The sequence below is a fragment of the Pseudaquabacterium rugosum genome, from assembly GCF_038066575.1.
GTDB lineage: Bacteria > Pseudomonadota > Gammaproteobacteria > Burkholderiales > Burkholderiaceae_C > Pseudaquabacterium > Pseudaquabacterium rugosum.
Map to the genome: position 1 here is coordinate 210,669 of NZ_JBBUTF010000004.1, position 26,886 is coordinate 237,554.

23 protein-coding genes, 1 tRNA gene and 1 pseudogene are annotated in these 26,886 nt (G+C 72.8%); 12 read left to right on the forward strand and 13 right to left on the reverse strand.

Annotated features, from left to right (window positions below; genetic code table 11):
- Positions 1 to 19: 19 nt before the first annotated feature.
- The 4 genes from AACH11_RS05245 to AACH11_RS05260 form a co-directional block, all read right to left on the reverse strand.
- Complete coding sequence (locus tag AACH11_RS05245; RefSeq protein ID WP_341373290.1) at positions 20 to 1,795, reverse strand: cation acetate symporter; 1,776 nt, start codon at positions 1,793 to 1,795, stop codon at positions 20 to 22.
- Positions 1,796 to 1,839: 44 nt separating this feature from the next.
- Positions 1,840 to 2,151 carry a DUF485 domain-containing protein gene (locus AACH11_RS05250; protein WP_341373147.1) on the reverse strand — a complete coding sequence of 104 codons (312 nt, stop codon included), beginning with the start codon at positions 2,149 to 2,151 and terminating at the stop codon, positions 1,840 to 1,842.
- 153 nt (positions 2,152 to 2,304) lie between these two features.
- Positions 2,305 to 3,501 (reverse strand): GGDEF domain-containing protein, encoded by a 1,197-nt coding sequence (locus AACH11_RS05255; RefSeq protein WP_341373148.1) that lies wholly within the window; start codon positions 3,499 to 3,501, stop codon positions 2,305 to 2,307.
- 171 nt (positions 3,502 to 3,672) lie between these two features.
- Positions 3,673 to 3,762 (reverse strand) — tRNA-Ser (locus tag AACH11_RS05260).
- 231 nt (positions 3,763 to 3,993) lie between these two features.
- Here AACH11_RS05260 and AACH11_RS05265 point away from each other — a divergent pair.
- The 4 genes from AACH11_RS05265 (at position 3,994) to AACH11_RS05280 (ending at position 8,332) form a co-directional block, all read left to right on the forward strand.
- Positions 3,994 to 4,833, forward strand: a complete 840-nt coding sequence (locus tag AACH11_RS05265; protein WP_341373149.1) for an energy transducer TonB — start codon at positions 3,994 to 3,996, stop codon at positions 4,831 to 4,833.
- Positions 4,834 to 4,835: 2 nt separating this feature from the next.
- Complete coding sequence (gene hemP / locus AACH11_RS05270) at positions 4,836 to 5,090, forward strand: hemin uptake protein HemP (RefSeq protein ID WP_341373150.1); 255 nt, start codon at positions 4,836 to 4,838, stop codon at positions 5,088 to 5,090.
- A 153-nt stretch (positions 5,091 to 5,243) separates the two neighbouring features.
- On the forward strand, positions 5,244 to 7,619 hold the full coding sequence (locus tag AACH11_RS05275) for a TonB-dependent receptor (RefSeq protein WP_341373151.1): 2,376 nt from the start codon (positions 5,244 to 5,246) through the stop codon (positions 7,617 to 7,619).
- A 20-nt stretch (positions 7,620 to 7,639) separates the two neighbouring features.
- On the forward strand, positions 7,640 to 8,332 hold the full coding sequence (locus AACH11_RS05280) for a Fe2+-dependent dioxygenase (RefSeq protein ID WP_341373152.1): 693 nt from the start codon (positions 7,640 to 7,642) through the stop codon (positions 8,330 to 8,332).
- A gap of 28 nt (positions 8,333 to 8,360) precedes the next feature.
- Here the strand turns inward: AACH11_RS05280 and AACH11_RS05285 are convergent, their stop codons facing one another.
- Positions 8,361 to 9,191, reverse strand: coding sequence for a symmetrical bis(5'-nucleosyl)-tetraphosphatase (locus tag AACH11_RS05285; protein ID WP_341373153.1), 831 nt, complete (start codon positions 9,189 to 9,191; stop codon positions 8,361 to 8,363).
- A 65-nt stretch (positions 9,192 to 9,256) separates the two neighbouring features.
- On the opposite strand from AACH11_RS05285, the gene AACH11_RS05290 reads away from it, so the two are divergent.
- The 7 genes and pseudogenes from AACH11_RS05290 (at position 9,257) to AACH11_RS05320 (ending at position 16,242) form a co-directional block, all read left to right on the forward strand.
- Positions 9,257 to 10,579, forward strand: coding sequence for a hemolysin family protein (locus tag AACH11_RS05290; RefSeq protein ID WP_341373154.1), 1,323 nt, complete (start codon positions 9,257 to 9,259; stop codon positions 10,577 to 10,579).
- A 15-nt stretch (positions 10,580 to 10,594) separates the two neighbouring features.
- Positions 10,595 to 11,395 carry a SapC family protein gene (locus AACH11_RS05295; protein ID WP_341373155.1) on the forward strand — a complete coding sequence of 267 codons (801 nt, stop codon included), beginning with the start codon at positions 10,595 to 10,597 and terminating at the stop codon, positions 11,393 to 11,395.
- Positions 11,368 to 11,928: a MarR family winged helix-turn-helix transcriptional regulator gene (locus AACH11_RS05300; protein WP_341373156.1), complete on the forward strand. Its 561-nt coding sequence runs from the start codon at positions 11,368 to 11,370 to the stop codon at positions 11,926 to 11,928. Before AACH11_RS05295 ends, AACH11_RS05300 begins: the two co-directional genes overlap by 28 nt.
- A gap of 142 nt (positions 11,929 to 12,070) precedes the next feature.
- The gene (locus tag AACH11_RS05305) at positions 12,071 to 13,237 is read left to right on the forward strand and encodes a Rieske 2Fe-2S domain-containing protein (protein ID WP_341373157.1); all 1,167 of its coding nucleotides are present in this window, start codon (positions 12,071 to 12,073) and stop codon (positions 13,235 to 13,237) included.
- Positions 13,234 to 14,361: a PDR/VanB family oxidoreductase gene (locus AACH11_RS05310; RefSeq protein WP_341373158.1), complete on the forward strand. Its 1,128-nt coding sequence runs from the start codon at positions 13,234 to 13,236 to the stop codon at positions 14,359 to 14,361. The genes AACH11_RS05305 and AACH11_RS05310 overlap by 4 nt, the downstream gene beginning before the upstream one ends.
- Positions 14,358 to 14,912 carry a TRAP transporter small permease gene (locus AACH11_RS05315; RefSeq protein ID WP_341373159.1) on the forward strand — a complete coding sequence of 185 codons (555 nt, stop codon included), beginning with the start codon at positions 14,358 to 14,360 and terminating at the stop codon, positions 14,910 to 14,912. Before AACH11_RS05310 ends, AACH11_RS05315 begins: the two co-directional genes overlap by 4 nt.
- Positions 14,909 to 16,242, forward strand: a pseudogene (locus tag AACH11_RS05320) (TRAP transporter large permease). The gene AACH11_RS05315 and the pseudogene AACH11_RS05320 overlap by 4 nt, the downstream one beginning before the upstream one ends.
- 103 nt (positions 16,243 to 16,345) lie before the next feature.
- Here the strand turns inward: AACH11_RS05320 and AACH11_RS05325 are convergent.
- The 3 genes from AACH11_RS05325 to lysA all read right to left on the reverse strand — a co-directional run bounded on the left by AACH11_RS05325 (position 16,346) and on the right by lysA (position 18,682).
- Positions 16,346 to 16,693, reverse strand: a complete 348-nt coding sequence (locus AACH11_RS05325; RefSeq protein ID WP_341373160.1) for a protein tyrosine phosphatase family protein — start codon at positions 16,691 to 16,693, stop codon at positions 16,346 to 16,348.
- A gap of 133 nt (positions 16,694 to 16,826) precedes the next feature.
- The gene (locus tag AACH11_RS05330; RefSeq protein ID WP_341373161.1) at positions 16,827 to 17,276 is read right to left on the reverse strand and encodes a GatB/YqeY domain-containing protein; all 450 of its coding nucleotides are present in this window, start codon (positions 17,274 to 17,276) and stop codon (positions 16,827 to 16,829) included.
- Between the two features lie 134 nt (positions 17,277 to 17,410).
- Positions 17,411 to 18,682, reverse strand: a complete 1,272-nt coding sequence (gene lysA / locus AACH11_RS05335) for a diaminopimelate decarboxylase (protein ID WP_341373162.1) — start codon at positions 18,680 to 18,682, stop codon at positions 17,411 to 17,413.
- A 76-nt stretch (positions 18,683 to 18,758) separates the two neighbouring features.
- Between lysA and AACH11_RS05340 the strand changes: the two genes are divergently transcribed.
- Positions 18,759 to 19,775 carry a LysR family transcriptional regulator gene (locus tag AACH11_RS05340; RefSeq protein WP_341373163.1) on the forward strand — a complete coding sequence of 339 codons (1,017 nt, stop codon included), beginning with the start codon at positions 18,759 to 18,761 and terminating at the stop codon, positions 19,773 to 19,775.
- A gap of 109 nt (positions 19,776 to 19,884) precedes the next feature.
- Here AACH11_RS05340 and rpsU read toward each other — a convergent pair whose 3' ends face one another.
- From rpsU to AACH11_RS05365, 5 genes are all read right to left on the reverse strand, one after another.
- Positions 19,885 to 20,097 (reverse strand): 30S ribosomal protein S21, encoded by a 213-nt coding sequence (gene rpsU, locus AACH11_RS05345; RefSeq protein WP_012346814.1) that lies wholly within the window; start codon positions 20,095 to 20,097, stop codon positions 19,885 to 19,887.
- Between the two features lie 244 nt (positions 20,098 to 20,341).
- Positions 20,342 to 21,343, reverse strand: coding sequence for a uroporphyrinogen-III C-methyltransferase (gene cobA / locus AACH11_RS05350; protein WP_341373164.1), 1,002 nt, complete (start codon positions 21,341 to 21,343; stop codon positions 20,342 to 20,344).
- Positions 21,344 to 21,811: 468 nt separating this feature from the next.
- Positions 21,812 to 22,756 carry a DNA-binding protein YbiB gene (gene ybiB / locus AACH11_RS05355; RefSeq protein ID WP_341373165.1) on the reverse strand — a complete coding sequence of 315 codons (945 nt, stop codon included), beginning with the start codon at positions 22,754 to 22,756 and terminating at the stop codon, positions 21,812 to 21,814.
- Positions 22,757 to 22,919: 163 nt separating this feature from the next.
- Positions 22,920 to 25,823, reverse strand: coding sequence for a nitrate reductase (locus tag AACH11_RS05360; protein WP_341373166.1), 2,904 nt, complete (start codon positions 25,821 to 25,823; stop codon positions 22,920 to 22,922).
- Between the two features lie 108 nt (positions 25,824 to 25,931).
- Complete coding sequence (locus AACH11_RS05365) at positions 25,932 to 26,855, reverse strand: type IV pili methyl-accepting chemotaxis transducer N-terminal domain-containing protein (RefSeq protein WP_341373167.1); 924 nt, start codon at positions 26,853 to 26,855, stop codon at positions 25,932 to 25,934.
- Positions 26,856 to 26,886 lie beyond the last annotated feature (31 nt).

Here is a 26,886-nt window from a genome sequence, read left to right on the forward strand (position 1 = left end):
GCGCACCGGAGCGGGAGCCTCAGTGGCCGGAGGCCGCCGAGGCGCCCAGACCGGTCTCCGAGCGCACCTGCTGGGCGTCGAAGTTCTCGCGCTCCTTGGCCGCCTGGGCGCTGTTGTCCAGCACCGAGAACAGCCACACGCCGACGAAGCCGATGGTCATCGAGAACAGCGCGGGCGAGCTGTACGGGAACCAGGCCGAGCCCTTGGGGTTGCCGAGCGTGGCTTCCCACACCGACGGCGAGACGATGGTCAGACCCACCGACGAGGCCAGACCCAGGAAGCCGCCGATGACGGCGCCCTTGGTCGTGCAGCCCTTCCACAGCATCGACAGGAACAGCACCGGGAAGTTGGCCGAGGCGGCGATCGCGAAGGCCAGCGACACCATGAAGGCGATGTTCTGCTTCTCGAAGGCGATGCCCAGGATCACGGCGACGACGCCGAGGGCCAGCGTGGTGATGCGCGAGACCTTGAGCTCGGCGGCCGGGTCGGCATGGCCGCCCTTGAACACCGTCGCGTACAGGTCATGCGAGACCGCCGAGGCGCCCGACAGCGTCAGGCCCGCGACCACCGCCAGGATGGTGGCGAAGGCCACGGCCGAGATGAAGCCGTAGAACACGTCGCCGCCCACCGCCTTGGCCACCAGCACCGCGGCCATGTTGGCCGTGCCCGCGCCGCCCTTGATCACGCCCTTGGCCGTGTCGGCGAACTCGGGGTTGGTCAGCACCAGGGTGATGGCGCCGAAGCCGATGATGAAGATCAGGATGTAGAAGTAGCCGATCCAGGTGGTGGCCCAGAACACGCTCTTGCGGGCTTCCTTGGCGTCGGGCACCGTGAAGAAGCGCATCAGGATGTGCGGCAGGCCGGCGGTGCCGAACATCAGCGCCATGCCGAAGCTGATGGCCGAGACCGGATCCTTGATGAAACCGCCCGGGCCCATGATGGACAGGCCGACGGCGGCCGGATCGGTGGCCTGGGCCTTGGCCAGCGCGGCGGCGGCGCTGGCGGCGGCCTCCGGCGTGGTGGCCGCGGCGCTGGCGGCGGTGGCCGCGGCGATCGCCGCATCCTTGGCGTTGGCGGCCATGGCGGTCTTGACCTCGACGCCCTTGGCGAACAGCGCCTCCGGCGAGAAGCCGAACTGCGACAGCACCATGAAGGCCATGAAGGTCACGCCGCACAGCAGCAGCACGGCCTTGATGATCTGCACCCAGGTGGTGGCCGTCATGCCGCCGAACAGCACGTAGACCATCATCAGCGCACCGACCAGCACCACCGCGACCCAGTAGTCGAGGCCGAACAGCAGCTTGATCAGCGAGCCGGCGCCGACCATCTGCGCGATCAGGTAGAAGGCCACGACCACCAGCGTGCCCGAGGCCGCGAAGGCGCGGATCGGGGCCTGCTTGAAGCGGTAGCCGGCGACGTCGGCGAAGGTGAACTTGCCGAGGTTGCGCAGGCGCTCGGCCATCAGGAAGGTGATGACCGGCCAGCCGACCAGGAAGCCGATCGAGTAGATCAGGCCGTCATAACCCGACGCCATCACGGCCGCGGAGATGCCCAGGAAGGAGGCGGCCGACATGTAGTCGCCGGCGATCGCCAGGCCGTTCTGGAAGCCGGTGATGCCGCCACCGCCGGTGTAGAAATCGGCGGCCGAGCGGGTCTTGGAGGCCGCCCACTTCGTGATCCAGAGCGTGCCGGCCACGAACAGCGCGAACATGATGATGGCCGTCCAGTTGGTGGCCTGCTTGGCGGTCTGGCCCAGGTCACCGCCGGCGGCGTGGACGGCGCCGGCGGCCAGCATCAGGCCCGCGGCCGTGAGGCCGCTGCGGGAAAGCGTGCGCGGGTTCACTTCTTCGACTCCTCGGCCAGCAGGGCGCGGTTGAGTTCGTCGAACTCGGTGTTGGCCCGGCGCACGTAGAGGCCGGTGATCACGATCGTGAAGACGATCACGCCCAGGCCGATCGGGATGCCGACCGAGGTCACGCCGCTGCCCAGCGGCTGGGCCAGGAACGGCTTGTTCCAGGCGATCAGGGCGATGTAGCCGTAGTAGACGACCATCATCAGGATGGTCAGCATCCAGCCGAAGCTCGACCGCTTCGAGGTCAGCTGCTGATATTTCGGGTTTGCCCTGATCCGGGCCACCATGGGGTCGGTCATCGCTTGCTCCTTTGTCGATGTGGTCGATGCTGGAGCAAGTCTTGATGTCGAGTCTGACCGCGTGCTGACCGGCATGACCCGCCGCCGGTACGGGGGCCTTGCATTGATGCAGCGCAGTCGGACGGCGATGCGGCCGCGTCTGTCAGGAAGACGTCATGCGGCACCGCCATGCGCGCGACGGCTGGCGGCCAGCGCCTGTTCGGCCCGTTGAATGACCTCGGTCAGCGGCTCGTCCTCATAGAGGCCGCCGACATGACAGGCCCAGCCGACCGACAGCGCATAACCGATGCGCTCAGGGCCCACGCGCAGCCGCTGCAGCGTGGCGTCATCCACCAGCCGGTGCGCGAGTTGCTCGGCCTGGCCCGGGCTGACCTCGGGGGCCAGCAGCCAGAAGCCGTGGGCGTCGCTGCGGCAGCACAGGTCGCTCAGCCGGATGCGTTGCATCATCTGGCGCGCGGCATGGGCCAGCACGGTCTCCAGGCCCGCGGTGCCGTGCTGCTGCGCGATCTGCTGCGCATCGTCGATCTCCAGCTTGAGCACCGCATAGGGCCGGGCACTGAGCACGGTCGGCAGCGCCCGTTCGGCGAAGGCCTCGGGCGTGTAGAGGCCGGTGAGGCCGTCGCGCCGGCTGCGGTCCCCCTGGCGCTGGCGGCGCTGCTCCTGCACCAGGAAGAAGAAGCCCGCGCTCAGCAGGCCGACGGCGCTCGCCGCGCCCAGCAGCAGCCGTTCCGGTGACGGGGTGGGGGGCAGCCGGTCGCCACGCAGCAGCAGCCAGGCGGCCAGCATGCCGCAGCCCAGGGCCAGGCCACCGAAGGCCATGGCCAGCAGGCGACGGCCGGGCGGCCGCCGACGCGGGTCGGGTCGGCCGCTGCGCAGCGCCAGCCCGATCCAGCCCAGCATGGGCGCGCTGGCGGCCGCCGCGGCCGCCGGGCCCAGGCGTGGCGGGGCATCGGGCCACTGCGTGGCCAGCAGACCCAGCACGCCCAGGCCACCACAGCCCCACAGCAGCCGCGCGCGCACCGGCACGCCCAGCACCCGTGCGAAAGCCCGCATCGCCAGCGCCGGCAGGCTCATCAGCGCGATGGCCAGCAGGATGCGCAGGCCCAGCGCGACGGCCGGGATGGGGGAGGACGCCGGATCACCGCGGTCCGGATGCAGGCCGGCCTGCAGCGCGCCGAGCGCCGCGGCGCCGCCCAGGCCACAGGCCCAGGCCCAGTCCCGCAGCGCGGCACGCTCGGGCTCCGCCGTGCGTGCGAAGGCTGCCGCGCAGGCCGCGGCCAGCAGCAACAGGGCACCGAGTGCCCATTGCAGCGTGGCCGGTTCCGGAAAGCCTGGACTCAGGACAGACACCTGTGACACCCGAGAGAAGAGGTTGCGGGTGTCGCATGCGGACCGCGCCACCCCTGTGGCGGGTTATCGGCCGTGTGGCCGGGGTCTTGACCCGGCCGCCGGTGCGGCGGGCCGCGGGTGGGCGCCGGAAAAGAAAAAACCCCAAGCACATCAAGCACTTGGGGTTTCGTTTGGCGGAAGCGGTGAGATTCGAACTCACGGAGGGGATCAACCCTCGCCGGTTTTCAAGACCGGTGCCTTAAACCACTCGGCCACGCTTCCCGGTGGTCGTCCGGGCGCAGGGCGGGACCGGACGGACGCGTGATTCTGACAGAGAACGCGTTGCTCGCCGTCGCCGTCGCCGGCCCCGCATCCAGCGGCCCGTCGGGTCTGTCCGATCGGCGATCCGGGTCAACCCGCATTTGCCCGGCGTGTCAAGTCTTGTCCGACAAGTTGACATCGCCCAAGGAACTTCAATAAGAACGATTCGTGTTGCGATTACAGTTCGGCGCCATGAACTCCGCTGTACTTCCTTCGCAGCCCGCGCCGCGCGCCGCGGCCGCCGCGCGCCAGGTGCCGTCGGGCCCGTCGCTGGTGCAGCCGCCGGTGGGCGCGCCGGCAGCGGTCGCGCAGGCCTCCGGTGAGGTCGCCGGCTGGCAGCCGTCGCGCGGTCCGCGCCCGGCCATCGTCGGCATCGTCGCGCTGCACGCGCTGCTGGGCTGGGCGCTGTTGCAGGGCAAGGTGTTGCCGCAGGCCGTGGCGCAGGTGCCGTTGTTCGTCTCGATGATCGATCTGCCGGCGCCGCCGCCGGAGCCACCGCCGCCCGCGCCGCCACCCACGCCGCAGAAGAAGGTCGTGACCCGGGCCGACGTGACGCCGCCGCCGATGCCGCTGCCGCCGCCGGAAGTGCAGGTGTCCGTGCCCGCACCGCCCGCGCCGCCGCCGGCCCCGCCCGCGCCGGTGATCGACACCCCGGTGCCGGTGGCCGCGCCCGTGGTCGCCGCCGCGGTGGCCGCACCGCCGGCGCCGCCGGCCCCGCCGCCCCGGCCGGCGCCGGTGGCCCCGCGCGAGGTGCCGTCGTCCGCGCTGGCCTATGTCGAACTGCCCGAGGTGGTCTATCCGCGCCTGTCGCGCCGCAACGGCGAGTCGGGCCGGGTGGTGCTGCGCGTGCTGGTCGGCCCCGATGGCGGGATGGCGCGCGAGGTCACCGTGGCCCAGTCGTCCGGCCATGCGCGGCTGGACGATGCGGCCATCCAGGCCCTCAAGCGGGCGCGCTTCAAGGCGTTGATGGTCCAGGGTGTGGGCCAGACCGTCTGGGCGCTGGTGCCCATCGATTTCGATCTGGAGAGCTGATCATGTCCGTCGCCATGGCCCTGTCCGGGTCGACTGCCGAACTGCCCCTCGACAGCAGCGTCGTGCGCGAGCCCTCGTCGCAGGCCGCGCTGCCCTCGGCCGCACGGCCGGCCATCGAGGTGCCGGACCTCGCCGCGATGCGCCGCTACAGCAGCCGTCAGCTGCTGGGCCGCGACAAGGAGGTGCTCATCGAGCACCAGGGCAGCGTCTACCGCCTGCGCCAGACCGCGTTGGGCAAGCTCATCCTGACCAAGTGAGTCCGGCGCCGCCTGGCGGCGCCAGCACCTCGGTTCGACCGCCGGGTCACGCTGTCGCGTGCCTGGCTTTTCGTCCGTTTTTCCTCGGCACCAGCCAGCCCGCGCCAGCCCGTGCTTGATTCCTGTCGTCCTCCTCTGAACAAGCACTCGACCATGCGCACATCCCAGAAGTCCCGTCAGGCCCGTCGCGGCCGTTCCTCGTCTGCGGCCACGCCGGCAGCCGACGCTGCCCGTCTGCTGCCGCTGGGCGCACTGGCTGCCGGCCTGGGACTGCTGAGCCTGCCGGCTCTGGCCCAGGACCAGGCCGCCGCCGCACCGGCCGCCGCGGCCAGCGCCGCCGGCCAGCAGCCCACCGTGCTGCCGGGCCTGAAGGTCAAGGCCAAGGTCGAGACCGACGCCAACTCGGTGCGCGCCACCACCACCGGCATCGCCAAGGGCCAGCAGGACCTGCGCGACATCCCGCAGGCCGTCACCGTGCTCACCGAGAAGCTGCTGGACGACCGCCGCACCGACACCGTGCAGGACGCGCTGCGCCAGACCGGCGGCGTCTCCTTCCTGGCCCCCGAAGGCGGCGAGCAGGACATCCGCCTGCGCGGCTTCAGCCTGGCCCAGACCGGTGACATCTATTTCGACGGTTTGCGTGACCCGGCCTTCTACGACCGCGACACCTTCGCCTTCGACCGCGTCGAGCTGCTGAAGGGCTCGGCCTCGATGCTGTTCGGCCGTGGCTCGACCGGCGGCCTGGTCAACCAGTCGTCCAAGCAGGCCTATCTGCGTGACGGCTATTCGCTGGACGTGACGGCCGGTGACGGCAAGTTCGGCCGCGTCGTGGTCGACCTGAACAAGAAGACCGGCGAGAGCACCGCACTGCGCGTCAACGCGATGAAGACGGAGGCCGACAACTGGGGCAACTTCGTCAACAAGCACGGTGCGGCGGTCGATCTGCGCCACGGCATCGGCGAGCGCGACGAGTTCGCCGCCTCGATGTACCACCTGGACAACTTCAACGGCATCAACTACGGCATGCCGTGGATCCGCACGAACTCGGCCAGTTCCACGCCCGCCACCATCATCAAGGACATGAACCCGCGCAACTACTACGGCGCGGCCAGCGACTACAACTCCGGCAGCGCCACCCACGGCACGCTGCAGTGGACCCGTCGCCTGGGCATCGGCTCGGAGCTGAAGACCACGCTGCGCCACGGCGTCTACGTGCGCGACATGCGCGCCAGCACGATCCGTTTCTGCACCAGCGCGACCACCAACGCGGCCTGCTCGGGCTTCACCACGCCCGGCCTGACCGGCTCCTCGCTGCTGACGGCCGCCACCCCGCTGCAGCGCGGCACCAACAACAAGATCCAGAACCTGCAGACCACCAATCTGCAGAGCGACTACAGCTTCCGCGCCAACTGGGGCGGCAAGCGCCATGACGTGATCACCGGCGTCGACCTGTCGCAGGAGAACTTCGACGGCTTCGCGCCCAACGTGCTGCCCACCGGTGTGACGCTGAACAAGAACAGCACCATCACCTACTACGGCACGCCCAACGACGGCAGCGGCTCGGTCGACGAGACCCAGCGCCTGCGCCGCCAGGCCTCGTCCTTCGACACCTCGTCGATCGGCCTCTACGCCCAGGACATGGTGTGGCTGACCGACGAGCTGAAGCTGCTGGCCGGCCTGCGCTGGGACAACTTCGGCGGCCACTACAAGACCTACCAGACCGCCACCAGCACCACGGTGCCGATCGGCACGGTGACGGCCGACCGCGGCCGCCGCGACCATGTCTGGAGCAAGCGCCTGGGCCTGATCTGGCAGCCGAGCGATCTGCAGAGCTATCATATCTCCTACAGCACCTCGTTCAACACCTCGGGTGACTCGTTCCAGTACGACGCTGCCGGAACCAACACGCCGCCGGAGAGCAACCGCAACATCGAGATCGGCAGCAAGCTCGACCTGTTCGCCAACCAGCTGAGCGTGCGCGCCTCGCTGTTCCACGCGACCAAGCTCAACGAGCGCAACCGCGACAGCGAGAGCCTGACGCCGCTGGACGACTACCTGCTGTCGGGCAAGCGCCACGTCGCCGGCCTGGACCTCGACATCGCCGGCCGCATCACGCCGGAGTGGGAGGCCTTCGTCAGCTATGCCTGGATCCCGTCGGCCGAGATCGACAAGGGCGCGCTGACGGCGTCCGGCTCGATCACGGGTGAGCTGCAGGGCCAGCGTCCGTCGCTGACGCCGCGCCACAGCGGCTCGGTCTGGAGCACCTACCAGGTGCTGCCCAAGTGGCGCGTCGGCGGCGGCCTGAACGTCCGCAGCTCGATGACGCCCAACCGCAATCCTGCGGGCATCGTCGCGCCGAAGTGGGTGACCGGCGACCTGATGCTGGAGTACACGCACGACGACAACTACAGCGCCAAGCTCAACGTCAAGAACGTGACCAACAAGCTCTACGCCGATTCGATCTACTCGGGCCACTGGGTCCCGGGCGCGCCGCGCACCATCCAGGTGACCGGCAGCGTGAAGTTCTGAGCCCTGGAGTGACCTGAGCCATGCTGTTGCACGTCCGTCAGGTGCTGACCGCCGACGAGGTGGCCCGCGCCCGCACCATCCTGCTGGAGAGCCCGTACTGGCGTGACGGCAAGGTCACGGCGGGCGTGCAATCGGCCCAGGTCAAGAACAACCGCCAGCTCGAGCAGCTCAGCCCGGACACCCAGGCGCTGCAGCAGCTGGTGCTCGACGGGCTCAACCGCAGCCCGTCCTTCTTCTCGGCCGCGCTGCCACAGCGGGTGTTTCCTCCGCTGTTCAACCGTTATGGCGGCGCGGCCAATTCCTTCGGGTCGCACGTCGACATGGGCGTGCGCTACCTGCCCGGCCCGCGCGGCGAGAAGCTGCGCACCGACATCAGCTGCACACTGTTCCTGACCGACCCGGCCGACTACGACGGCGGCGAGCTGGTCATCGAGGACACCTACGGCGAGCAGCGGGTGAAGCTGGCCGCCGGCGACATGGTGCTGTATCCGGGCACCAGCGTGCACCGGGTCGAGGCGGTCACGCGCGGCGAGCGCATCGGCTGCTTCTTCTGGCTGCAGAGCATGATCCGCAGCGACGAGCAGCGCCGCCTGCTCTACGACATGGACCAGCACCTGATCCGGCTGCGGGCCGAGGTCGGCGAGATGGATCCGTCGGTGATCGGCCTGACCGGCACGTACCACAACCTGCTGCGGCTCTGGGCCGAGGTCTGAGCGGCCCGCGCCACGGCGGGCGCGCGGCTCAGCCCTGACCGGGCGCCTGCGCCTGCGCGCAGCGCACCTGGATCAGCTCACGCCGGCCGCCGTCGACGCGGGCGGCCGTCAGCGCGCCGCCCCAGACGCAGCCGGTGTCCAGCGCCAGCAGATCGTCGCGGCTCTTCAGCCCCAGCGTGCTCCAGTGGCCGAAGGCCACCGGCTGGCCGGCGCTGCGCCGGTCCGGCACCTCGAACCACGGGTGATGGCCGGGCGGGGCGGTCTCGGCACCGTCCTTGGTCGCGAAGTCCAGCGTGCCGTCGGCGCGGCAGAAGCGGATGCGGGTGAGCGTGTTGACGATCATCCGCCAGCGCGCGATGCCCTGCAGCGCCGGGTCCCAGCGCGCCGGCTGGTTGCCGTACATCTGGCGCAGGAAGCCGGCGCGGTCCGGTCCGCGCAGCACGGCCTCGACCTCCGCGGCGAGTGCCAGCGCGTCGGCGCGGTCCCATTGCGGCACCAGGCCGGCATGCACCAGCAGCCAGCCCTCGGCTTCGTCGGCCAGGCGGCCGCGCTGCACCAGCCAGTCCAGCCAGGCGACGCGTCGCGGATGCGCGAGGATCTCGTCGAGCGTGTCGCTGCGGTGCGCCGGCCGTGCGCCCGCATCGACCGCCAGCAGGTGCAGATCGTGGTTGCCCAGCACGAAACCGGCACTGGCGCCGAAGCCGTGCAGCCGCTCCAGCACCTGCAGCGAGGCCGGCCCGCGGTTGACCAGATCACCCAGCACGTGCAGCGTGTCGCGCGAGGGTGTGAAGCCGATCTCGGCCAACAGTCGTTCAAAGGCGTCGCAGCAGCCCTGCAGGTCGCCGATCAGGTAGTGCATGAGGGGGATTCTGCTACGCTGCGCGCCGTGTGCATTTCGAGAGCGGGCGCGGATGGCGCCATGCCATGGACGTCGCCCTTCTGATCTTCCTCATCCTCCTCAACGGCCTGTTCGCCATGTCCGAGATGGCGCTCAGTGCCTCCCGCAAGGCCCGGCTGGCCGTGCTGGTGGAGGCCGGGGAACACGGCGCGCAGGCCGCGATGGACCTGCACGAGAACCCGACCAAGTTCCTGTCGACGGTGCAGATCGGCATCACGTCGATCGGCGTGCTCAACGGCATCGTCGGTGACGCGGCCTTCAGCGGTCCGCTGTCGCACTGGCTGCAGGCCAACATCCCGGCGCTGTCGGTGGCCGCCACCGACATCATCGCCACCGCCGTGGTGGTCGCCGGCATCACGCTGCTGACCATCATCTTCGGCGAGCTGGTGCCCAAGCGTGTCGGCCAGATGCACCCGGAGCGCGTGGCCGTGCTGGTGGCGCGGCCGATGGAGCTGCTGTCGATGGCCACCCGGCCCTTCGTGCTGCTGCTGTCGGCGGCCACCGAGACCACCTTGCGCCTGCTGGGCATCCGCGACGTGCCCAACCGCAGCGTGACCGAGGAGGAGATCGCCGCCAGCCTGGAGGAGGGCGTGGACGCCGGCGTCATCGAGGCGCAGGAGCACCAGATGGTGCGCAACGTCTTCCGCCTGGACGACCGCCAGATCGGCTCGATGATGGTGCCGCGCGCCGAGATCACCGCGCTCGACCTGAACGCGCCGCTGCCCGAGCTGCTGGCGCTGATGTCCGAGCACGGCCACTCGCGCTATCCGGTGTGCCGCGGCGGGCTCGACGAGGTCGTCGGCGTGATCGATGCCCAGACGCTGCTGCCGGCGCTCAGCGAGGGCCGGCTGCCGGATCTGGAGCAGCTGATGAAGCCGCCGGTCTTCGTGCCCGAGACGCTGTCGGGCATGGAGCTGCTCGACCACTTCCGCGCCAGCAGCGCCGAGCTGGTCTTCGTCGTCGACGAGTACGGCGCGGTGCAGGGCGTGATCACCGTGCGCGACGTGCTGGAGGCCATCACCGGCGAGTTCTCGAACGCCGCGTCGGGTGATGCCTGGGCCGTGCAGCGCGAGGACGGCAGCTGGCTGATGGACGGCCTGATCCCGGTGCCCGAGCTCAAGGACCGCCTGGAGCTGCGCGAGCTGCCCGAGGAGGACCGTGGCCGCTACAACACGCTGGCCGGCATGGTGATGCTGCTGCTGGGCCGCCTGCCGCAGACGGCCGACATCGTGCAGTGGCAGGGCTGGCGTTTCGAGGTCGTCGATCTCGACGGCAAGCGGGTCGACAAGGTGCTGGTCAGCCGTCTGCCCGACGCCGACGGGGATGCGGCGCAGGCCGCGGCCGACTGACACGACCTGCCGCCGATGCTTCGCGCGCTCCGCGCGCCTGACCGAGGCGGCCGCGGCCGCCAGAACCTGACGATCATGCTCAACGAACAACTCCACCGCCAACCGGTCGCCCTCGACCGCATCCAGCACCGCACGCTGAAGCTCGACGCCGCGCAGCGCGACCTGACGCCGATGCGCGGCCTCAACGCCTTCTTCGTCGCCAGCACCGAGTTCGCCGACGCCTGCCGCGACTATCCCGTCGTCTGGGTCAAGGCCGGCACCGGTGACGATGGCGTGCCGCAGATCGCGCCGATCGCGGTGCTCGGCCTGAAGGCCGGCCAGAACCTGTGCCTGGACGGCGATGTCTGGCGCACCCGCTACGTGCCGGCCGCCCTGCGCCTGTATCCGTTCGCGCTGGCGCGGGTCTCGCCGGAGCAGGTCGTGGTCGTCATCGAGCCGGACTATCCCGGCTTCAACGCGCAGATCGGCGAGGCGCTGTTCGACGAACAGGGCGAGCCCAGCGCTTTCACCCGCGACATCCAGCAGCAGCTGGAGCTGTTCGAGCAGGAGGTCGAGCGCACCCGTCTGGTCGGCCGCCTGCTGCTGGACAAGGGCCTGCTGCGCGACATGCGTTTCGACGCGACCCTGCCCGGTGGCGAGCAGCTCAGCGTCGACGGCTTCCTGACCATCGACGCCGACAAGCTGCGCGCCTTGCCCGAGGCCGACGTGATGCTGCTGCACCGCAACGGCGTGCTGGGCCTGATCCACGCCCACCAGGTCTCGCTGGGCAACATGACCAAGCTGGCCGAATGGCATCTGGCCCGCAGCGCGAGCTGAAGCCGGCTCGCCCGGGCGCGCCGCCCGCCTCGGGCCGGGCCGCCGTGGCCCAGCGCGTGGCCGCCCAGCCCGGCCTGCGGGCCCAGCCCGGCCACCTGATCCGCCGCGCCCACCAGATGGCCGTCGCCCGCTTCGCCGAGGCGGTCGGGCGCGACATCACGCCGCTGCAGTACGCGGTGCTGCTGTGCCTGCACGAGCGCCCCGGCATCGACCAGGTGACGCTGGCTGCCGAGGTGGCGCTGGACAACTCCACCACGGCCGATCTGGCCGTGCGGCTGGAGAGCAAGGGCTGGATCACGCGCGAGCTGCTGCCGCGCCGCCAGCGCGCGCTGCGCCTGACCGACGAGGGCCTGGCCCAGCTGGCGCGTCTGACGCCGGCCATCGCGCAGCTGCAGCAGCGCCAGCTGGCCGGCCTGAGCGCGGCCGAGGCGCAGCAGCTGATGGTGCTGCTCGAACGCTTCGTGCTGGGTGCGGAGGCCTCGGGTGCCGACGCCCCGACGGGCCCGGACATCCCGCCACCGGACCAACCCTGAGCGGGTAAACCTGCGCTGCAGGGCCTGCACCTGTCCCGTAGAGTGATTGTCATTCAGGATACTGAATGAGCCCGCCGCCCGGGCCGTGCCCGCCGCCGTCCGGCCGGGGCGCCGCGGCCGGCGCACCGCACGGGGAGGTTCCATGTTTCCGAAGAACGCGTGGTACGTGGCCGCGATGGCCGATGAAGTCGGCGCCGAACGCCCGCTGGGCCGGCGCATCTGCGGCGCGCCGCTGGCGCTGTGGCGCGATGCCCAGGGCGTGGCCCATGCGGTCGAGGACTGGTGTCCGCACCGCGGCGCGCCGCTGTCACTCGGCCGCGTCTGCGACGGCGCGCTGGTCTGCGGCTACCACGGCCTGGCCATGGGCTGCGACGGCCGCACGGTGGCCATGCCGGGCCAGCGCGTGCGCGGCTTTCCGCCGGTGCGGGCCTTTCCGCTGGTCGAGCGCCATGGCTTCCTGTGGGTCTGGCCGGGTGAGGCCGCCCTGGCCGATCCGGCCGCCATCCACGACTGTCCGTGGACGGCGCCCGGCCATGCCGACGACTGGGCCTTCGGCGGCGGGCTCTTCCACGTCAAGGCCGACTACCGGCTGATGATCGACAACCTGATGGACCTGACGCACGAGACCTATGTGCACGCCGGCTCCATCGGCCAGAAGGAGATCGACGAGACGCCGTGTGAGACGCGGGTCGACGGCGACGTGGTGACCACCCGGCGCGAGATGCACGGCATCATCGCGCCGCCGTTCTGGCAGATGGCGCTGCGCGGCGTCGGGCTCGACGACCAGGCGCCGGTCGACCGCTGGCAGATCTGCCAGTTCTACCCGCCCAGCCATGTGCTGATCGAGGTCGGCGTGGCCCAGGCCGGGCGCGGCGGCTTCGACGCTCCGCCCGAGGCCAAGGCCTCGGCCGTGGTGGTCGACTTCATCACGCCCGAGACCGAGACCACGATGTGGTACTTCTGGGGCATGGCCCGGCGCTTCGCGCCGCGCGACGCCGCGCTGACCGCGCAGATCCGCGAAGGCCAGGGCCGCATCTTCAGCGAGGACATCGAGATGCTGGAGCGCCAGCAGGCCAACCTCTCGGCCTGGCCGGAGCGCGCGCTGCTCAAGCTCAACATCGATGCCGGCGGCGTGCAGTCGCGCCGGGTGCTGGAGCGCTGGATCGCGCGCGAGCAGGCGCCCGACGGTGGCGCGCCGCGGGCCGGGGCAGGCGCGGCGGGCGGACCGGCGGAGGCCGCCGTGGTGGCGGTCCCGGTGGCCGGCCCCGCGCAAGTGCCCGTGCGCCAGGCCGGCGGAGTCGGCGCATGAGCGCCGGGCCGATGCGCGAGCTGCTCGTCAGCCGCGCGTGGCACGAGACGCCCGACATCCTGGCCGTCGAGCTGCGTGATCCGCACGGCGCCGCGCTGCCACCGTTCGAGGCCGGCGCCCACATCGACGTGCACACGCCGGGCGGCCCGGTGCGGCCGTACTCGCTGTGCGGCGACCCGGCCGATGCCGCGGTCTGGCAGATCGCCGTGCAGCGCGAGCCGGACTCGCGCGGCGGCTCGCGCGCCGTGCACGAGCGCCTGCGCGCCGGCGATCGCCTGACGGTCGGGCTGCCGCGCCAGGCCTTCGGCCTGCACGACGACCCCGCGCCCGTGCTGCTGCTGGGCGGCGGCATCGGCATCACGCCGCTGCTGGCGATGGCCGAGACGCTGCACGCGCAGGGTCGGCGTTTCGCCCTGCATCTGGCCGTGCGCGAGCCGCGGGCGCTGGCCTTCGCCGACCGGCTGTGCGTCGCCCCCTGGGCTGATGCGGTGACGGTGCACTGCAGCCAGGGCGCCGACCGTCCGGACGAGCGCTGCAGCGGGCTGCGCATGGCCGGCCGGCTGGACCTGGCTGACGCCCTGCGCCGCAGCCGGACGGCCGCGGCGACCGGCCTCGACGGCGGGCGGACCGGTCCGTCCGCCGTCGCACCGCCATCGGCTCCGTCCGTGGCGCCCCCGGCGCCCGCCGCCTCGTCAGCGCTCCCTGCGACGCCGCACCCGCGGATCTACGCCTGCGGCCCGCAGCGCCTGCTGCAGGGCCTGCGCGAGGCGGCCCAGGCCGTCGGCTGGCCGGCCGACCGGCTGCACTGGGAGGCCTTCGGCGCCGATCCGGCCGCCGGGGCCGCGGACGGCGAGACGCGGCCCTTCGAGCTGGTGCTCGCGCGCAGCGGCCTGACGCTGCGCGTGCCGGCCGAGCGCAGCGCGCTGCAGGTGATGCTGGAGGCTGGCGTGCCGGTGCTCAGCTCCTGCGAGCAGGGCGTGTGCGGCAGCTGCCTGACGCGCGTCGTGGAGGGCCGGCCGCAGCACCGCGACCAGTACCTGACACCGGAGGAGCAGGCCGCCGGCGACCAGTTCCTGCCCTGCTGCTCGCGCGCCGAGGGCCCGCGGCTGGTGGTCGACGCATGATGACCCGCTGCTGGCGGGCGTTGGCCGGGCTGTGCGCCGCCCTGGCCGGGGCCGTGACGCTGGGCCTGGCGGCGATGGTGGCCTGGAGCATCACCGGCCGCACACTGGGCTCGGGGCCGGTGCAGGGCGATGTCGAGCTGATGCAGGTCGGCATCGCGCTGGCGATCTCGCTGTCGCTGCCCTGGTGCCAGTTGCACCGGGCCCACCTGATCGTCGACTTCTTCACCCAGCGCCTGGCCCCGCGCGGACGCGACCGGCTGGACGCCGTCGGCGCGCTGCTGCTGGCGGCCACCTGCGCGCTGCTGGCCTGGCGCAGCGCCGCCGGGGCGCAGGCCGTGCGCGCGGCCGGCGAGGAGACGATGATCCTCGGCCTGCCGATGTGGTGGGCCTACGCGATGCTGGCGCCGGGGCTGGCGCTCAGTGCGGCGATCGCCGCCTGGCAGGCGCAGCGGCTGTGGCGCGGGCTGGCGGCGGCGCCCGAGGGCGATGTGCCGGCGGTGGCCGACCTGGTCGTCCCCACCGCTCCCGCCGACGGGAGCCGTCCGTCATGAGCGCCACCACCATCGGTCTGCTGATGTTCGGCGGCATGCTGGTGCTGATGGGCCTGCGCGTGCCGATCGCCGCGGCCATGTTCATCCCCGGTGCGCTCGGCTATGGCGCGCTGGCCGGCGAGCCGGCGCTGATGAACCTGCTCAAGGGCAGCGCCGTCGCCCGCCTGACGGTCTATGACCTGAGCGTGATCCCGCTGTTCCTGCTGATGGGCCAGTTCGCGACCCAGGGCGGCCTGTCGCGTGCGCTGTTCGAGGCGGCGGCGGCCTTCGTCGGCCATGTGCGCGGCGGGCTGGCGATGGCGGCCATCCTGGCGGCCGGCGCCTTCGGCGCGGTCTGCGGCTCGTCGGTCGCCACCACGGCCACCATCACCCAGGTCGCCTACCGGCCGATGCGGGCGCTCGGCTACGACGGGGGCCTGACCACCGGCGCGCTGGCGGCCGGCGGCACGCTCGGCATCCTGATCCCGCCCTCGGTGCCGCTGGTGGTCTACGCCATCCTGACCGAGCAGAACGTGGGCAAGCTGTTCGCTGCCGCGCTGCCGCGCTGCTGCCGGGCCTGCTGGCGATGGCCGGCTACATCGCCGTCATCGGCTGGCAGTGCCGGCGCGATCCGACGCTGGCCCCGCCCCGGACGCCGCTGCCCTGGCCGCAGCGCTGGCGCGCGCTGGCCGCGGTGTGGCCGATCGCGCTCGTCTTCGTGCTGGTGTTCGGCGGCATCTATGGCGGGGTGTTCTCGCCGACCGAGGGCGCGGCCGTCGGCGCGCTGGCCACGCTGGTCGTCGCGCTGGCCCGCCGCGAGCTGGGCTGGGCCGGCGTGTGGCGCAGCGTGGCCGGCATGGCCGAGACCTCGGCCATGGTGTTCATGATCTTCCTCGGCGCCGACATGATGAACGCGGCGCTGGCGCTGACCCAGATGCCGACGGCGCTGGCGCAGTGGGTCACGCATCTGGACGTGCCGCCGCTGGCCGTCATCGGCGCCATCATGCTGGGCTACATCCTGCTCGGCTGCGTGATGGACGAGCTGTCGATGATGCTGCTGACGGTGCCGGTGCTGTTCCCGGCGGTGATGGCGCTGCCGCTGTTCGGCCTCGGCCCCGAGGCCAAGGCGATCTGGTTCGGCATCCTGGTGCTGATGACGGTCAGCTTCGGCCTGATCGCGCCGCCCGTCGGCCTCAACGTCTACGTCGTCAACAGCCTGGCCAAGGACGTGCCGATGGCGGTGACCTACCGCGGCGTGCTGCCCTTCCTGGCCACCGACCTGCTGCGCATGGCGCTGCTGGCGGGCGTGCCCTCGCTGACGCTGGGCGTGGTCGGGTGGTTCTTCGGCTGAGGCCGGGCCGTTGGTCCCGGGCGGCCGGGCGGCCCGGGGATCGCCCGGCCGCGTGCGACGCGGCCCGGTCGGCGCCGCCCAGGGGCGGGCGGCGCGTCGGGCTTCAGCCCAGGGCCAGCGCCTGCAGGTACAGCTTCTCGGCGCGGGCGCCGGAGCGGCAGAAGGCCAGCAGCGGGCGCGGCAGTTCCTTCAGCAGCGCGGCGAAGGCCGCGATCTCCTCGGGCGACTGGTAGCCACCGGCCACCGGCAGGAAGCGGAACTGCAGGCCGGCGGCCTCGGCCGCGGCCTGGACGCTGGCGGCGGTCGGCTGGTCGGGCCCGTGCTCGAAATCGGGCCGGTTGCAGACCACGCTCTTGAAGCCGGCGCGGGCCACCTCTGCCATGGCCTCCGGCGTCAGTTGAGGGGCGACGCAGACGTCGGCGGCGATGGGGCGCAGGGGCAGGGTGCTCATGCCCTGGAGCTTAACCCGAGGGGCCGGGCCGGGCGCCCCGGCGTCCCGGTGCGGCGGCGTGCCGGGACGGGCCGGACTGGCCTGCGCCGCCGCCGCGATCCAGCCGGCAGGCAATGGCCGGCCGGCCGGGCCGTCACTTCGTCAGCGCGGCCTTGACGGCGGCCGAGACCTGGGCCATCTCGGCCTGGCCGCCGAGCCTGGCCTTGGCCGCGGCCATCACCTTGCCCATGTCGCCCGGGCCGGCGGCGCCCAGCTCGGTGACGATGGCCGCCACCGCGGCGGCGACCTCGTCGGCCGACAGGCGCTGCGGCAGATAGGCCTGCAGCACGGTGATCTCGGCGGCTTCCTTGGCGGCCAGATCCGGGCGGGCGGCGCTCTCGTAGGCGGCCACCGAATCCCGGCGCTGCTTGATCAGCTTGTCGACGAGCGCGACCACCATGGCGTCGTCCAGCGTCACGCGCTCGTCGACCTCCTTCTGCTTGCAGGCGGCCAGCAGCAGGCGGATGGCCGACAGGCGCTCGGCGTCCTTGGCGCGCATCGCGGTCTTCATGTCCTCGGTGATGCGGTCCTTCAGGCTGCTCATGCTTGCGTGCTCCTCGGTGGAATCGGAAATGGAAAACCGCCGATTGTCGCGCGCCGGCCGCCGGGACGTCCGCCTGCGTCATCGGCGGGCCCGGACGGCCTGCGGCCCAGGCGCCGGATCTCAGGCGCCGAATCTCAGACGCCGAGTTCGAGCGCCAGCAGTTCGTCGACCGTCTGGCGCCGACGGATCAGGCGCACGGTGTCGCCGTCGACCAGCACCTCGGCGGCCAGCGGGCGGCTGTTGTAGTTGCTCGACATCGACGCGCCGTAGGCCCCGGCGTCGTGCAGCACCAGGATGTCGCCGACCTGTGCCGCGGGCAGGGCGCGCGTCAGCACCAGGCCGCCGTCGCCCTGCGTGAAGACGTCGCCCGATTCGCACAGCGGGCCGGCGACCACGGTCTCGGCCCAGTCCGCGGCCGCGGGCAGGGCGCGGCCGTCGGCGGCGATCAGGCTCATGCCGTGGTGGGCGCCGTACATGGCCGGGCGCATCAGGTCGGAGAAGCCGGCGTCGACCAGCAGGAAGCGGTTGGCGCCCATGGTCTTGCTGGCGCGCACCTCGGCCAGCAGCACGCCGGACTCGGCCACCAGATAACGGCCGGGTTCGAGCTCCAGGTGCACCGCATGGCCGAGGTGGGCGGCGATGCGCTGGCGCGCGCCGTCCCACAGGCCGAAGTAGTGGGCGGTGTCGATGCGGGCGTCGCTGTCGCGGTAGGGGATCGACAGGCCGCCGCCGGCCGAGATCGCCTGCACGTCGGCGCCCGAGTCGACCACCAGCGCGACCATCGCGTCGCAGACCTGGGCCAGATGGCCGTAGTCCACGCCCGAGCCGATGTGCATGTGCAGGCCGACCAGGCGCAGCCCGTGCTGCGCGATGGCGGCGAGCGCCTGCGGCAGATCGGTGTGCCAGATGCCGTGCTTGCTGTGCTCGCCGCCGGTGTTGGTCTTGCGGCTGTGGCCGTGGCCGAAACCGGGGTTGATGCGCAGCCACACCGGATGGCCGCCGTCGGCGTCCGGCGCGCCCTGGGCGGTGCCCAGCTGCTGCAGCATGTCGATCGAGCCGGCGTTGACCGGCACGCGGTGGCGCACCACCGTCTCCAGCGTCGCGCGGTCGAACACGTCGGCGGTGAAGACGATGCCGCTGGCGCCCTGGGCGTCCACGGCCGCGGTGTAGCCGGCGGCCAGCGCGCGCTCGATCTCGCCGCGGCTGACGGCATCGACCACCACGCCCTGCTCGCGCATCAGGCGCAGCAGGTGGATGTTGGAGTTGGCCTTCTGCGCGAAACGGATGGTGTCGAAGGCGCGCAGGTCGGCGATGCGCTGGCGGATCGTGGCGGCGTCGTACACCCACAGCGGGGTGCCGTGGTCTTGCGCCAGCTGGCGCAGCAGGTCGTCGGCGAACGGGTTCATGGGGCGCGATGATGCCGCGCCCCTGTCATGCCGTGAATTGCTTTTCTGTCGATCAGGCATTCAAAATGGATATGCCATGCCGACCGCCCCACGCCTGACCCACCGCCAGATCGAGCTCTTCCGCGCCGTCATGCGCACCGGCCAGCTCACGCGGGCGGCCGAGCTGCTGCACAGCTCTCAGCCCACGCTCAGCCGCGAGCTGGCGCGGCTGGAGCAGGTGCTGGGCTTCGCGCTGTTCGAGCGCCTGAAGGGCCGGCTGCGGCCGACGGTGCGGGCGCTGGCGCTGCTGCAGGAGGTCGAGGCCTCCTTCGTCGGCCTGGAGCGCATCGCGGCCACCGCGCTGGCGCTGCGCGGCCATGCGCTGGGCCGGCTGGAGCTGGCCGCGCTGCCGGCGCTGACCCAGGTGCTGCTGCCCGAGGCGCTGGCCCGGCTGGCGCGCGACGAGCCCGAGGCCGCGGTGACGATCACGCCGCTGGAGTCGCCGGCCCTCGAATCGGGCTTGAGCGACCAGCGCCACGATCTGGGCCTGTCCGAGCAGCGCGAGGCGCCGGTGGCCTGCCAGCTGCGTCCGCTGCTGGTGGCCGACGAGGTGGCGGTGCTGCCGCCCGGCCATGCGCTGGCGGCCCGCCCGGTGCTGGCGCCGGAGGACCTCGCCGGCCAGCCCTTCATCAGCCTGGCGCCGGCCGATGCCTACCGCCAGCAGATCGACGCGATGTTCACGGCACGCGGCATCGCACGCCATCTGCGGCTGGAATCCCCCAGCGCGGCCTCGGTCTGCGCGCTGGTGCGCCAGGGGCTGGGGCTGGCCATCGTCAATCCGCTGACGGCGCTGGCCTGGACGCAGGCGGCAGCCGAGGAGGCGGGCGGCGGTGGTCTGGTGCTGCGGCCGCTGACGGTCTCGATCCCGTTCCACGTCGCCGTGCTGCGGCCGCAGTGGCGCAGCCGGCATCCCTTGCGCGATGCGCTGGAGGCCGCGCTGGTCGAGGCCGCCGAGGCCTTGGTCGCGCGGTTGCGGCAGGCCGGCGTCGACAGCCGGGTGCCGCCGCCCGATGCCCCGCCGGCCGTGGACGGCGCGGCGGCCGGCCGGCGCTGAGGGCCCGGCGGTCTGGCCGGAAAAAGGAACAGCCCGCAGCGGCGTCCCGCTGCGGGCTGTGTTCCTCATGTACCGTGACGGGCCGCCACCCGAGGTGGCGAAGCCGTGATCAGTACAGCTTCTTCGGCAGCTGCATGCTGCGCACGCGCTTGTAGTGGCGCTTGACGGCGGCGGCCTTCTTGCGCTTGCGCTCGGCGGTGGGCTTCTCGTAGAACTCGCGGGCGCGCAGTTCGGTCAGCAGGCCCAGCTTCTCGATCGTGCGCTTGAAGCGGCGCAGGGCGACATCGAACGGCTCGTTTTCCTTGACGCGAATCGTGGTCATGTAATCGGTGGATCCAGTTGAATTGCGCTCGGTGTTCCAGACTCGGCCGGCCCGTGCCTGCAGCAAGCGTCCCTTCGGCCCACCGGTGATGCACCGATCGGGGTCTGTGGGATGCCGCTGCCGCACAGGCATCAATGCACTCCGGACATGCTCTGGCCGGGGAATCGACACGCGGTTTGCCAGCAAAGCCGGGATCATACAACGGATTCGACGGTTTTGGCAAAAGCGACGGCGGGCGTCCGCCTCAGGCCGCGATGCGGCGTCCGGCGGTGGCATCGATCCACGGTGCGGCCGCCGACGTCGCGGCGCCGCTGGCGTCGTTCAGGGTGTCGCGCGTGGCCTCGACCGGCAGCGCGGCCAGTCCGCGCAGCACGTCGCCGATGATCAGGATGGCCGGGCTGCCCAGGCCTGCGGCCTCGACATCGGCCTCGAGTCGGCCGAGCGTGGTCAGCAGGCGGCGTTCATGCGGCAGGCTGGCGTGCTGCACGACCGCGGCAGGCGTGTCGGCGCTCAGGCCGCGGCGGGTGGGGTCCGTGGCGCCTGCGTGGCCGTCCACGGGTGAACCGGCCAGCAGGCCGGACTGCAGCGCGGCCAGCCGGGCCACGCCCATGTAGACGACCAGGGTCAGGCCCTGGGCGGCGGCGGCGGCCAGCGTCGGCCAGTGCAGGCCGTCGCTGCCGGGCTTGGGATGGCCGGTGACCAGCATCACGCCGTGTGCGCAGTCGCGGTGGGTCAGCGGCACGCCGAGCGAGGTGCCGGCGGCCAGGCCGGCGGTGATGCCGTTGGCGATCTCCACCGTGATGCCCTGGGCGCGCAGGCTCTCGGCTTCCTCGCCGCCGCGGCCGAAGACGAAGGGATCGCCGCCCTTGACCCGCACCACGCGTTCGCCGGCCAGGGCTTCCTGGGCCATCAGCCGCAGGATGAAGGCCTGCGGTGTGCTGGTGCAGCCGCCGCGCTTGCCGACGTGGACGACCCGCGGGGCGCGGCGGCGGCCGCGCAGCGCGAGCGCCAGCACCGCATCGCTGACCAGATCGTCGACCAGCAGCACGGTGGCGCGCCGCATCAGGCGCAGCGCCTTCAGCGTCAGCAGTTCCGGGTCGCCCGGGCCGGCGCCGACCAGCGCGCACCAGGGCGGGCTCGGCCGGCGGCGCGGCCGGCCGGGGGGGATGGCGCGCGGCGGGGCGTCGGTCTGGGCGTCGAACTGGACGTCAAGGCGGGGGCGGTCGCTGGGCAGAGAGGACGTCATGGCGGAGGCGGAAGCTGCGGTGGGCGGGATGGCCGTCAGGTCGGCGCCTGCGGGCCGGGCGGGCTCGGGCGGTCGCGGCACTTTTGCCTGCGGTGGTGTGCGTGCGGCTGTGCGGCGCGATCGCGCGTGGGGCCGATCCGGCGGCAGGAGGGGAGGGCGGGGCCGCCGCTGCGCCGAGGTGGCGCAGGCGCCAGCCGCGTGCACCCATCCGGTGCATCGGCGCGGCCGGTCAGGGCGGGATCGCGGACCCGCGCCGGGCCGGCGTCAGCCGCGGCGCGTTCAGGGCAGGGACAGCGAGGGTCACGGCAGCCACCATCGGGGCCTGGGCCGGGATGGGGGGAGCGCGGTCTGCCGGTGATCGGCGACACCACCACCGTCCCGCAGGCCGGTGGCGTGGCTGGCCACCGCCACAGGACCGCGGTCCGGGACCGTGAGCGGCTCCGGGCCGCGACCGTCGACGGGCCGGGCTCAGGCCGCCGGGCGGCCGTGTCGCAAGGCTTCTAGCAGGAGGCGTGCCTGCGTCTCGATCGGTGCGGGCAGCGGCACGTGGCCGGCCATCACGGCCTGGATGTGGGCCGCGGTGGTGGCCGCGTCGATGGCTGCCGGCAGCACCGGCAGCGTGGCCAGCGGGCCTTCCTGGGCGGGGCAGCCCAGCGGCTCGACCCGCTGGCCGCCGATCCAGGTCTCCAGCTTCGGGCAGCGGCGCGGGTCGGCCACCGCCTCGCCCTCGGTGCCGCGCAGCAGCATCAGGTCGGCGCCGGTGCGCTCGGCCAGCGCGGCCATCAGCAGGCCGAACTCGGGATGGGTGTGGCTGGCCAGGCGCAGCGCCGGCGCGCCGCTGACCGGCTGCAGCAGCTTGGCGATGGTGTGGCCCGAGTTGCGCAGGCCGACCACCCGCCGCACGTCGAGCAGGCCCTGCAGCGGCGGGCACAGCGCGGCGGTGTCGATGAAGGCCGGCTGGCCGGCCGCCCAGGCGCGCTGCACGGCATCGGCCGCATCGGCGCCGGTGGCCGGTGGCAGTGCCAGGGCCTCGAAGATCTCGGCCGTGCTGACCCGCTGCGGGTCGCGCAGCGGGCCGTGCACCAGCACCTGGGCCCCCTGGCGGGCCAGGTGCAGGGCCAGCAGCGGCGTGAAGTTGGGCAGCCGTCGGGCGCCGTTGTAGCTGGGGATCACGACCGTCGGCCGGTCGGTGGGCAGCGGCACGCAGCGGGCATGGGTGGCCTGCTGGAAGCCGGCGAGCTCCTCGCAGGTCTCGCCCTTGACGCGCATGGCCAGCGCGAAGGCGCCGATCTCCAGATCGCTGCAGCGCCGGTCCAGCACCTGGGCGAACAGGTCTTCGGCCTGGGCCGCGTCGAGGGCGCGGGCGCCTTCGGCGCCACGGCCGATCTCCTTCAGGTACGGGGCGATGCTCATGGATCGGGCGATGCGATGGCGAGGTCAGGCGGGCGGTGGGCGGGCGGGCGGCGCCGCACGCACGGCGGGCCGGCCCGCGGTGGCCGTGGCGGGGGAGGGAACGACGGCGCCATTGTGCGCTGCACCGTCGTGCGGGCGCCGCGCCGGCCGGCCGGCGCGCCGATCAGGCCGGCAGTGCGGCGCTGGCGGCGCCGGTCGGCGCGGCCACCACCACCACCGGCACGGCCACCGCCTGCACCAGGCGCTTGAGCGTCGGCAGGCAGGAGCCGCAGTTGGTGCCGCAGCGCAGGCTCTGTTGCAGTGTGGCCAGTCGCTGCTCGTCGCTGCCGGTGCACTGGCTCAGGCAGCCGCGGATCTCCGGCTCGGTGACGTCGAAGCAGGTGCAGATCTGCTTGCCGCGGTCGGCCAGCGCGATGGGGGCTTCGGCGCAGGCCATCAGCAGGCGGTTGCCGAGTGCGTCGACGGCGGTGCGCTGCAGCAGCAGCGGTTGCAGCCAGGCCTGGCTGCGTGCGTCACCGGCGAGCAGGTAGCCGCGCAGGCGGCGGCCGGTCGCCTCGGGCTGTCCCGCCGGGCCGGCGCTGGCGGCCGCCGCGGCCGGGTCGGGGGTCTGCGCCGGGGCCGACCCGCTGGCGGCGGCCTCCTGCAGCGCGACGACACGGCGCTCGCCAGCGCCCGCGTCGTCGTAGCGCAGCAGCGGGCCGGCCGCGCCGTCGAGGCCGAACAGCGCCTGCAGCGCGTCGATCGTCTCGGCCGACGGGGCCTGGGCGGCGGCGGCCCGCAGCAGCACGCCATGGCCGTCATGGCCGAAGGGCACGACGCTGGCATAGCCCCAGCGGTCCAGCTGCTCGCCGAGCGTGCGACGCAGGGCCAGCGCACCGGCCTCGTCCAGCCAGACGGCCGCGCTCAGCTGCCAGGGCAGATCGGCCGGCTGCAGGCTGATGGCGGCGTGCTTGAGCTCGGGCTGCTTGCTGGTCGGGCAGTACGCCGGCACGGTCAGCGCATTGACGCCGGTCTGCGCGCGGCCCGGGCCGTCGCTGCCACCGACCATCTCGTCGCCCCAGTGCATGGCGATGTGGGCGTGGCCGCGCTGCAGGCCGGCGTCGGCGCGCGCCGGCAGCACCAGGCGGCCGCGGCGGCTGCGCACCTCGACCAGCGTGCCTTCGGCCAGCGTCAGGTCCTGCATGGTCTGCGGCGGCAGGTCCAGCGTGGGTTCGGGCTGGTGGCCGAACAGCCGGCCCAGCGTGCCGGTGCGGCTCATGCCGTGCCACTGGTCGCGCAGGCGGCCGGTGTTCAGCGCGTGCGGGTACTCGGTGTCCACCGGCTCGGCCAGCTCGCGGGCCTCGACGTCGACGAAGCGGGCGCGGCCGTCGACGGTCGGGAAGCGGCCGTCGGCATACAGGCGCGCACGGCCGGTGGCCGCGCCTTCGGGCAGCGGCCACTGCTGGGGGCCGTCGCGCTCGATGCGCGCGTAGCTCAGGCCGGTGATGTCGAGGTCGCGGCCGCGGGTGCTTTCGCGGTGCTCGACCCAGACCGATTCGGGCGTCGGGTAATCGAACAGCGACGGCCGGCCGGGCCGCAGCCGGGCCTCCAGGCGGCGGGCGATGTCGACCGCGATCGCCCAGTCGTGGCGGGACTCGCCCGGTGCGGGCACGGCCGGGCGCACGCGGCTGATGCGGCGTTCGCTGTTGGTGACGGTGCCGTCCTTCTCGCCCCAGGTGGTGGCCGGCAGCAGCCAGTCGGCCAGCCGACCGGTGGCGGTGGTGGCGAAGGCGTCCTGCACGATGACCAGCTCGGCGCGTTCCATCGCGGCGCGCACCATGGCCTGGTCGGGCAGGCTGTGGGCCGGGTTGGTGCAGACGATCCACAGCGCCTTGATCTGCCCGTCGGCGGCGGCACGGAACATGTCGACCGCGGTCTTGCCCGGCGTGGCCGGCACCTCGTCGACGCCCCACAGCGCGGCGACCTCGGCCCGGTGCGCCGGGTTGGCCAGGTCGCGGTGGGCGCTCAGCAGATTGGCCAGGCCGCCGACCTCGCGGCCGCCCATCGCGTTGGGCTGGCCGGTCAGGCTGAACGGGCCGGCGCCGGGCTTGCCGATCTGGCCGGTGGCCAGGTGCAGATGGACCAGCGTGGCGTTGTTGGCCGTGCCCTGGCTGCTCTGGTTCAGGCCCTGGCAGTACAGGCTGAGCGCCGGGCCGCCGGTGGCGAACCAGCGCGCGGCGGTCTCGATGTCGGCCATCGCCAGACCGGTGGTCGCGGCGGTGCGCTCGGGCGTCCAGGCGCGCACGCGCTCGCGCAGCGCATCGAAGCCGGTGGTGTGGGCGGCGATCCAGGCCTCGTCGATCCAGCCCTCGCGGATCATCAGGTGCAGCAGACCGTGGTGCAGCGCGACGTCGCTGCCCGGGTTCAGCGCCAGGTGCAGGTCGGCCATCTGGGCCGTCTCGGTGCGGCGCGGGTCGACCACGACCAGCTTCTGCGCCGGGTTGGCGCGGCGCGCGTCCTCCAGCCGGCGGAACAGGATCGGGTGTGCCCAGGCCGGATTGGCGCCCGTCACGAAGACGGTGGCGGCATGGTTGAAATCGTCGTAGCAGGCCGGCGGCGCGTCGGCGCCCAGGGTCTGCTTGTAGCCGGCCACCGCGCTGCTCATGCACAGGCGCGAGTTGGTGTCGATGTTGTTGGTGCCCAGCAGGCCCTTGGCCAGCTTGTTGAAGACGTAGTAGTCCTCCGTCAGCAGCTGGCCGCTGACGTACAGGCCGACGGCGTCCGGCCCGTGCTCGGTGACGAGGGTGGCCAGTTGCGTGGCGATGGTGTCGGCCGCTTCGTCCCAGCCTCGGGCCTGCGGGGCCTGGCCGCGTTGCAGGCGCTGCATCGGCTGCAGCAGGCGCGCGTGCTGGATGACGGCCGGGCTGGCGGTCAGGTGCAGCGTGCTGCCCTTGCTGCACAGGCGGCCGAAGTTGGCCGGGTGGGCGGGGTCGCCGCGCACGCCGGTGATGCGTTCGCCGTCGTGGGCGATCAGCACGCCGCAGCCGACGCCGCAGTAGGGGCAGGTGCTCGGGGTCTCGTGGGTCATGGCAGGCGGTCGGTGAGGGCGGGGGCCGCGTGGGGCGGTCCGTCGCAGGGGTCGGTTCGTGCGGTCGTGCGGTCGGGTGGCCGCGGGTGGGCGTGACGGTGGCGGGCCTCAGCCCAGCCCGCCCTGGCGGGCGAACAGGCGGGTGGCCTCCTCCATCACCTCCAGGATGCGTTCGCTGGTGGTGTAGACGTCGTTGAGCGGGGCCAGGCCGCCGGTGCGCCCGCGCTGGGCCGCGCCGGGCACCGGCTGGCGCAGTGCGGCGTCGAAGAACAGGAACTGCTGGTCGGCCAGCATCAGCAGGCGCGAGATCTGCGGCTGCGCGCGGGCGGCCTCGTGCAGTTCGCGCTGGCCGGTCAGGAAGTCCTGCCGCGCCAGGGCCTGCAGGCGCTCGGCATCGGCGGGGGCGGCATCGATGGCGCGCAGCAGGTAGAGCGTGGCCAGGCGCTGGCTGAGCATGCGCTGGCGACCCGACAGGTTGATGTGGCGCGCCAGCGGCTGGCCGCTGAGCTGTTCGAACTGCACGGTGGCGCGCTGGGCGAGGCTCAGCAGCTCGCTGCTGCGTTCGCTCAGGTGGCGGCCCAGGCGGGCATCGGGCCGCGGCGTCTCGCCCAGCAGCTGGCGCGTGCTCTGCCAGCTGCGCTGCATCTCGTCGTAGGTCTGGCGCAGCTCGGGCGTGGACGCGTAGTCGCCGAGCTCCAGCAGCTGCTCGCCGAAGCGGCGCATCGATTCCTGCTGCACCTGCTGCGGCTGCGGCCCGCGCACCTCCAGCGCCTGCGCGCACCAGGCCTTGAGCATGCGCTGGCTGAGCATGCGCTGGCGGCCGGCCTTGTCGATGGCCTCGGCCAGATCGACCACCTCGGCCTGGGCCGGAGGGGCGGCCAGCAGCATGGCCCCCGGGCTGATGGCCAGGCTCAGCAGGCCGCTGCGCTGCAGCAGCTGGCGGCGCGTCCGGCTGGCGTCCGGCTGGGACAGCGCCATGACCCGCCGTTCACGGGTGGCGGCGAGGGTCGGCAGCGACGTCGGCAGGTTCATGGCGGTGTGGCGGGTGGGGGCGAGGCAGGCC

Bases quoted from the DNA above. Each gene is read 5' to 3' on its own strand.
- AACH11_RS05245 (WP_341373290.1), bottom strand. From the start codon at position 1,795: ATGCTGGCCGCCGGCGCCGTCCACGCCGCCGGCGGTGACCTGGGCCAG.
- AACH11_RS05250 (WP_341373147.1), bottom strand. From the start codon at position 2,151: ATGACCGACCCCATGGTGGCCCGGATCAGGGCAAACCCGAAATATCAG.
- AACH11_RS05265 (WP_341373149.1), top strand. From the start codon at position 3,994: ATGAACTCCGCTGTACTTCCTTCGCAGCCCGCGCCGCGCGCCGCGGCC.
- hemP (WP_341373150.1), top strand. From the start codon at position 4,836: ATGTCCGTCGCCATGGCCCTGTCCGGGTCGACTGCCGAACTGCCCCTC.
- AACH11_RS05275 (WP_341373151.1), top strand. From the start codon at position 5,244: ATGCGCACATCCCAGAAGTCCCGTCAGGCCCGTCGCGGCCGTTCCTCG.
- AACH11_RS05280 (WP_341373152.1), top strand. From the start codon at position 7,640: ATGCTGTTGCACGTCCGTCAGGTGCTGACCGCCGACGAGGTGGCCCGC.
- AACH11_RS05285 (WP_341373153.1), bottom strand. From the start codon at position 9,191: ATGCACTACCTGATCGGCGACCTGCAGGGCTGCTGCGACGCCTTTGAA.
- AACH11_RS05290 (WP_341373154.1), top strand. From the start codon at position 9,257: ATGGACGTCGCCCTTCTGATCTTCCTCATCCTCCTCAACGGCCTGTTC.
- AACH11_RS05295 (WP_341373155.1), top strand. From the start codon at position 10,595: ATGCTTCGCGCGCTCCGCGCGCCTGACCGAGGCGGCCGCGGCCGCCAG.
- AACH11_RS05300 (WP_341373156.1), top strand. From the start codon at position 11,368: ATGGCATCTGGCCCGCAGCGCGAGCTGAAGCCGGCTCGCCCGGGCGCG.
- AACH11_RS05305 (WP_341373157.1), top strand. From the start codon at position 12,071: ATGTTTCCGAAGAACGCGTGGTACGTGGCCGCGATGGCCGATGAAGTC.
- AACH11_RS05310 (WP_341373158.1), top strand. From the start codon at position 13,234: ATGAGCGCCGGGCCGATGCGCGAGCTGCTCGTCAGCCGCGCGTGGCAC.
- AACH11_RS05315 (WP_341373159.1), top strand. From the start codon at position 14,358: ATGATGACCCGCTGCTGGCGGGCGTTGGCCGGGCTGTGCGCCGCCCTG.
- AACH11_RS05325 (WP_341373160.1), bottom strand. From the start codon at position 16,693: ATGAGCACCCTGCCCCTGCGCCCCATCGCCGCCGACGTCTGCGTCGCC.
- AACH11_RS05330 (WP_341373161.1), bottom strand. From the start codon at position 17,276: ATGAGCAGCCTGAAGGACCGCATCACCGAGGACATGAAGACCGCGATG.
- lysA (WP_341373162.1), bottom strand. From the start codon at position 18,682: ATGAACCCGTTCGCCGACGACCTGCTGCGCCAGCTGGCGCAAGACCAC.
- AACH11_RS05340 (WP_341373163.1), top strand. From the start codon at position 18,759: ATGCCGACCGCCCCACGCCTGACCCACCGCCAGATCGAGCTCTTCCGC.
- rpsU (WP_012346814.1), bottom strand. From the start codon at position 20,097: ATGACCACGATTCGCGTCAAGGAAAACGAGCCGTTCGATGTCGCCCTG.
- cobA (WP_341373164.1), bottom strand. From the start codon at position 21,343: ATGACGTCCTCTCTGCCCAGCGACCGCCCCCGCCTTGACGTCCAGTTC.
- ybiB (WP_341373165.1), bottom strand. From the start codon at position 22,756: ATGAGCATCGCCCCGTACCTGAAGGAGATCGGCCGTGGCGCCGAAGGC.
- AACH11_RS05360 (WP_341373166.1), bottom strand. From the start codon at position 25,823: ATGACCCACGAGACCCCGAGCACCTGCCCCTACTGCGGCGTCGGCTGC.
- AACH11_RS05365 (WP_341373167.1), bottom strand. From the start codon at position 26,855: ATGAACCTGCCGACGTCGCTGCCGACCCTCGCCGCCACCCGTGAACGG.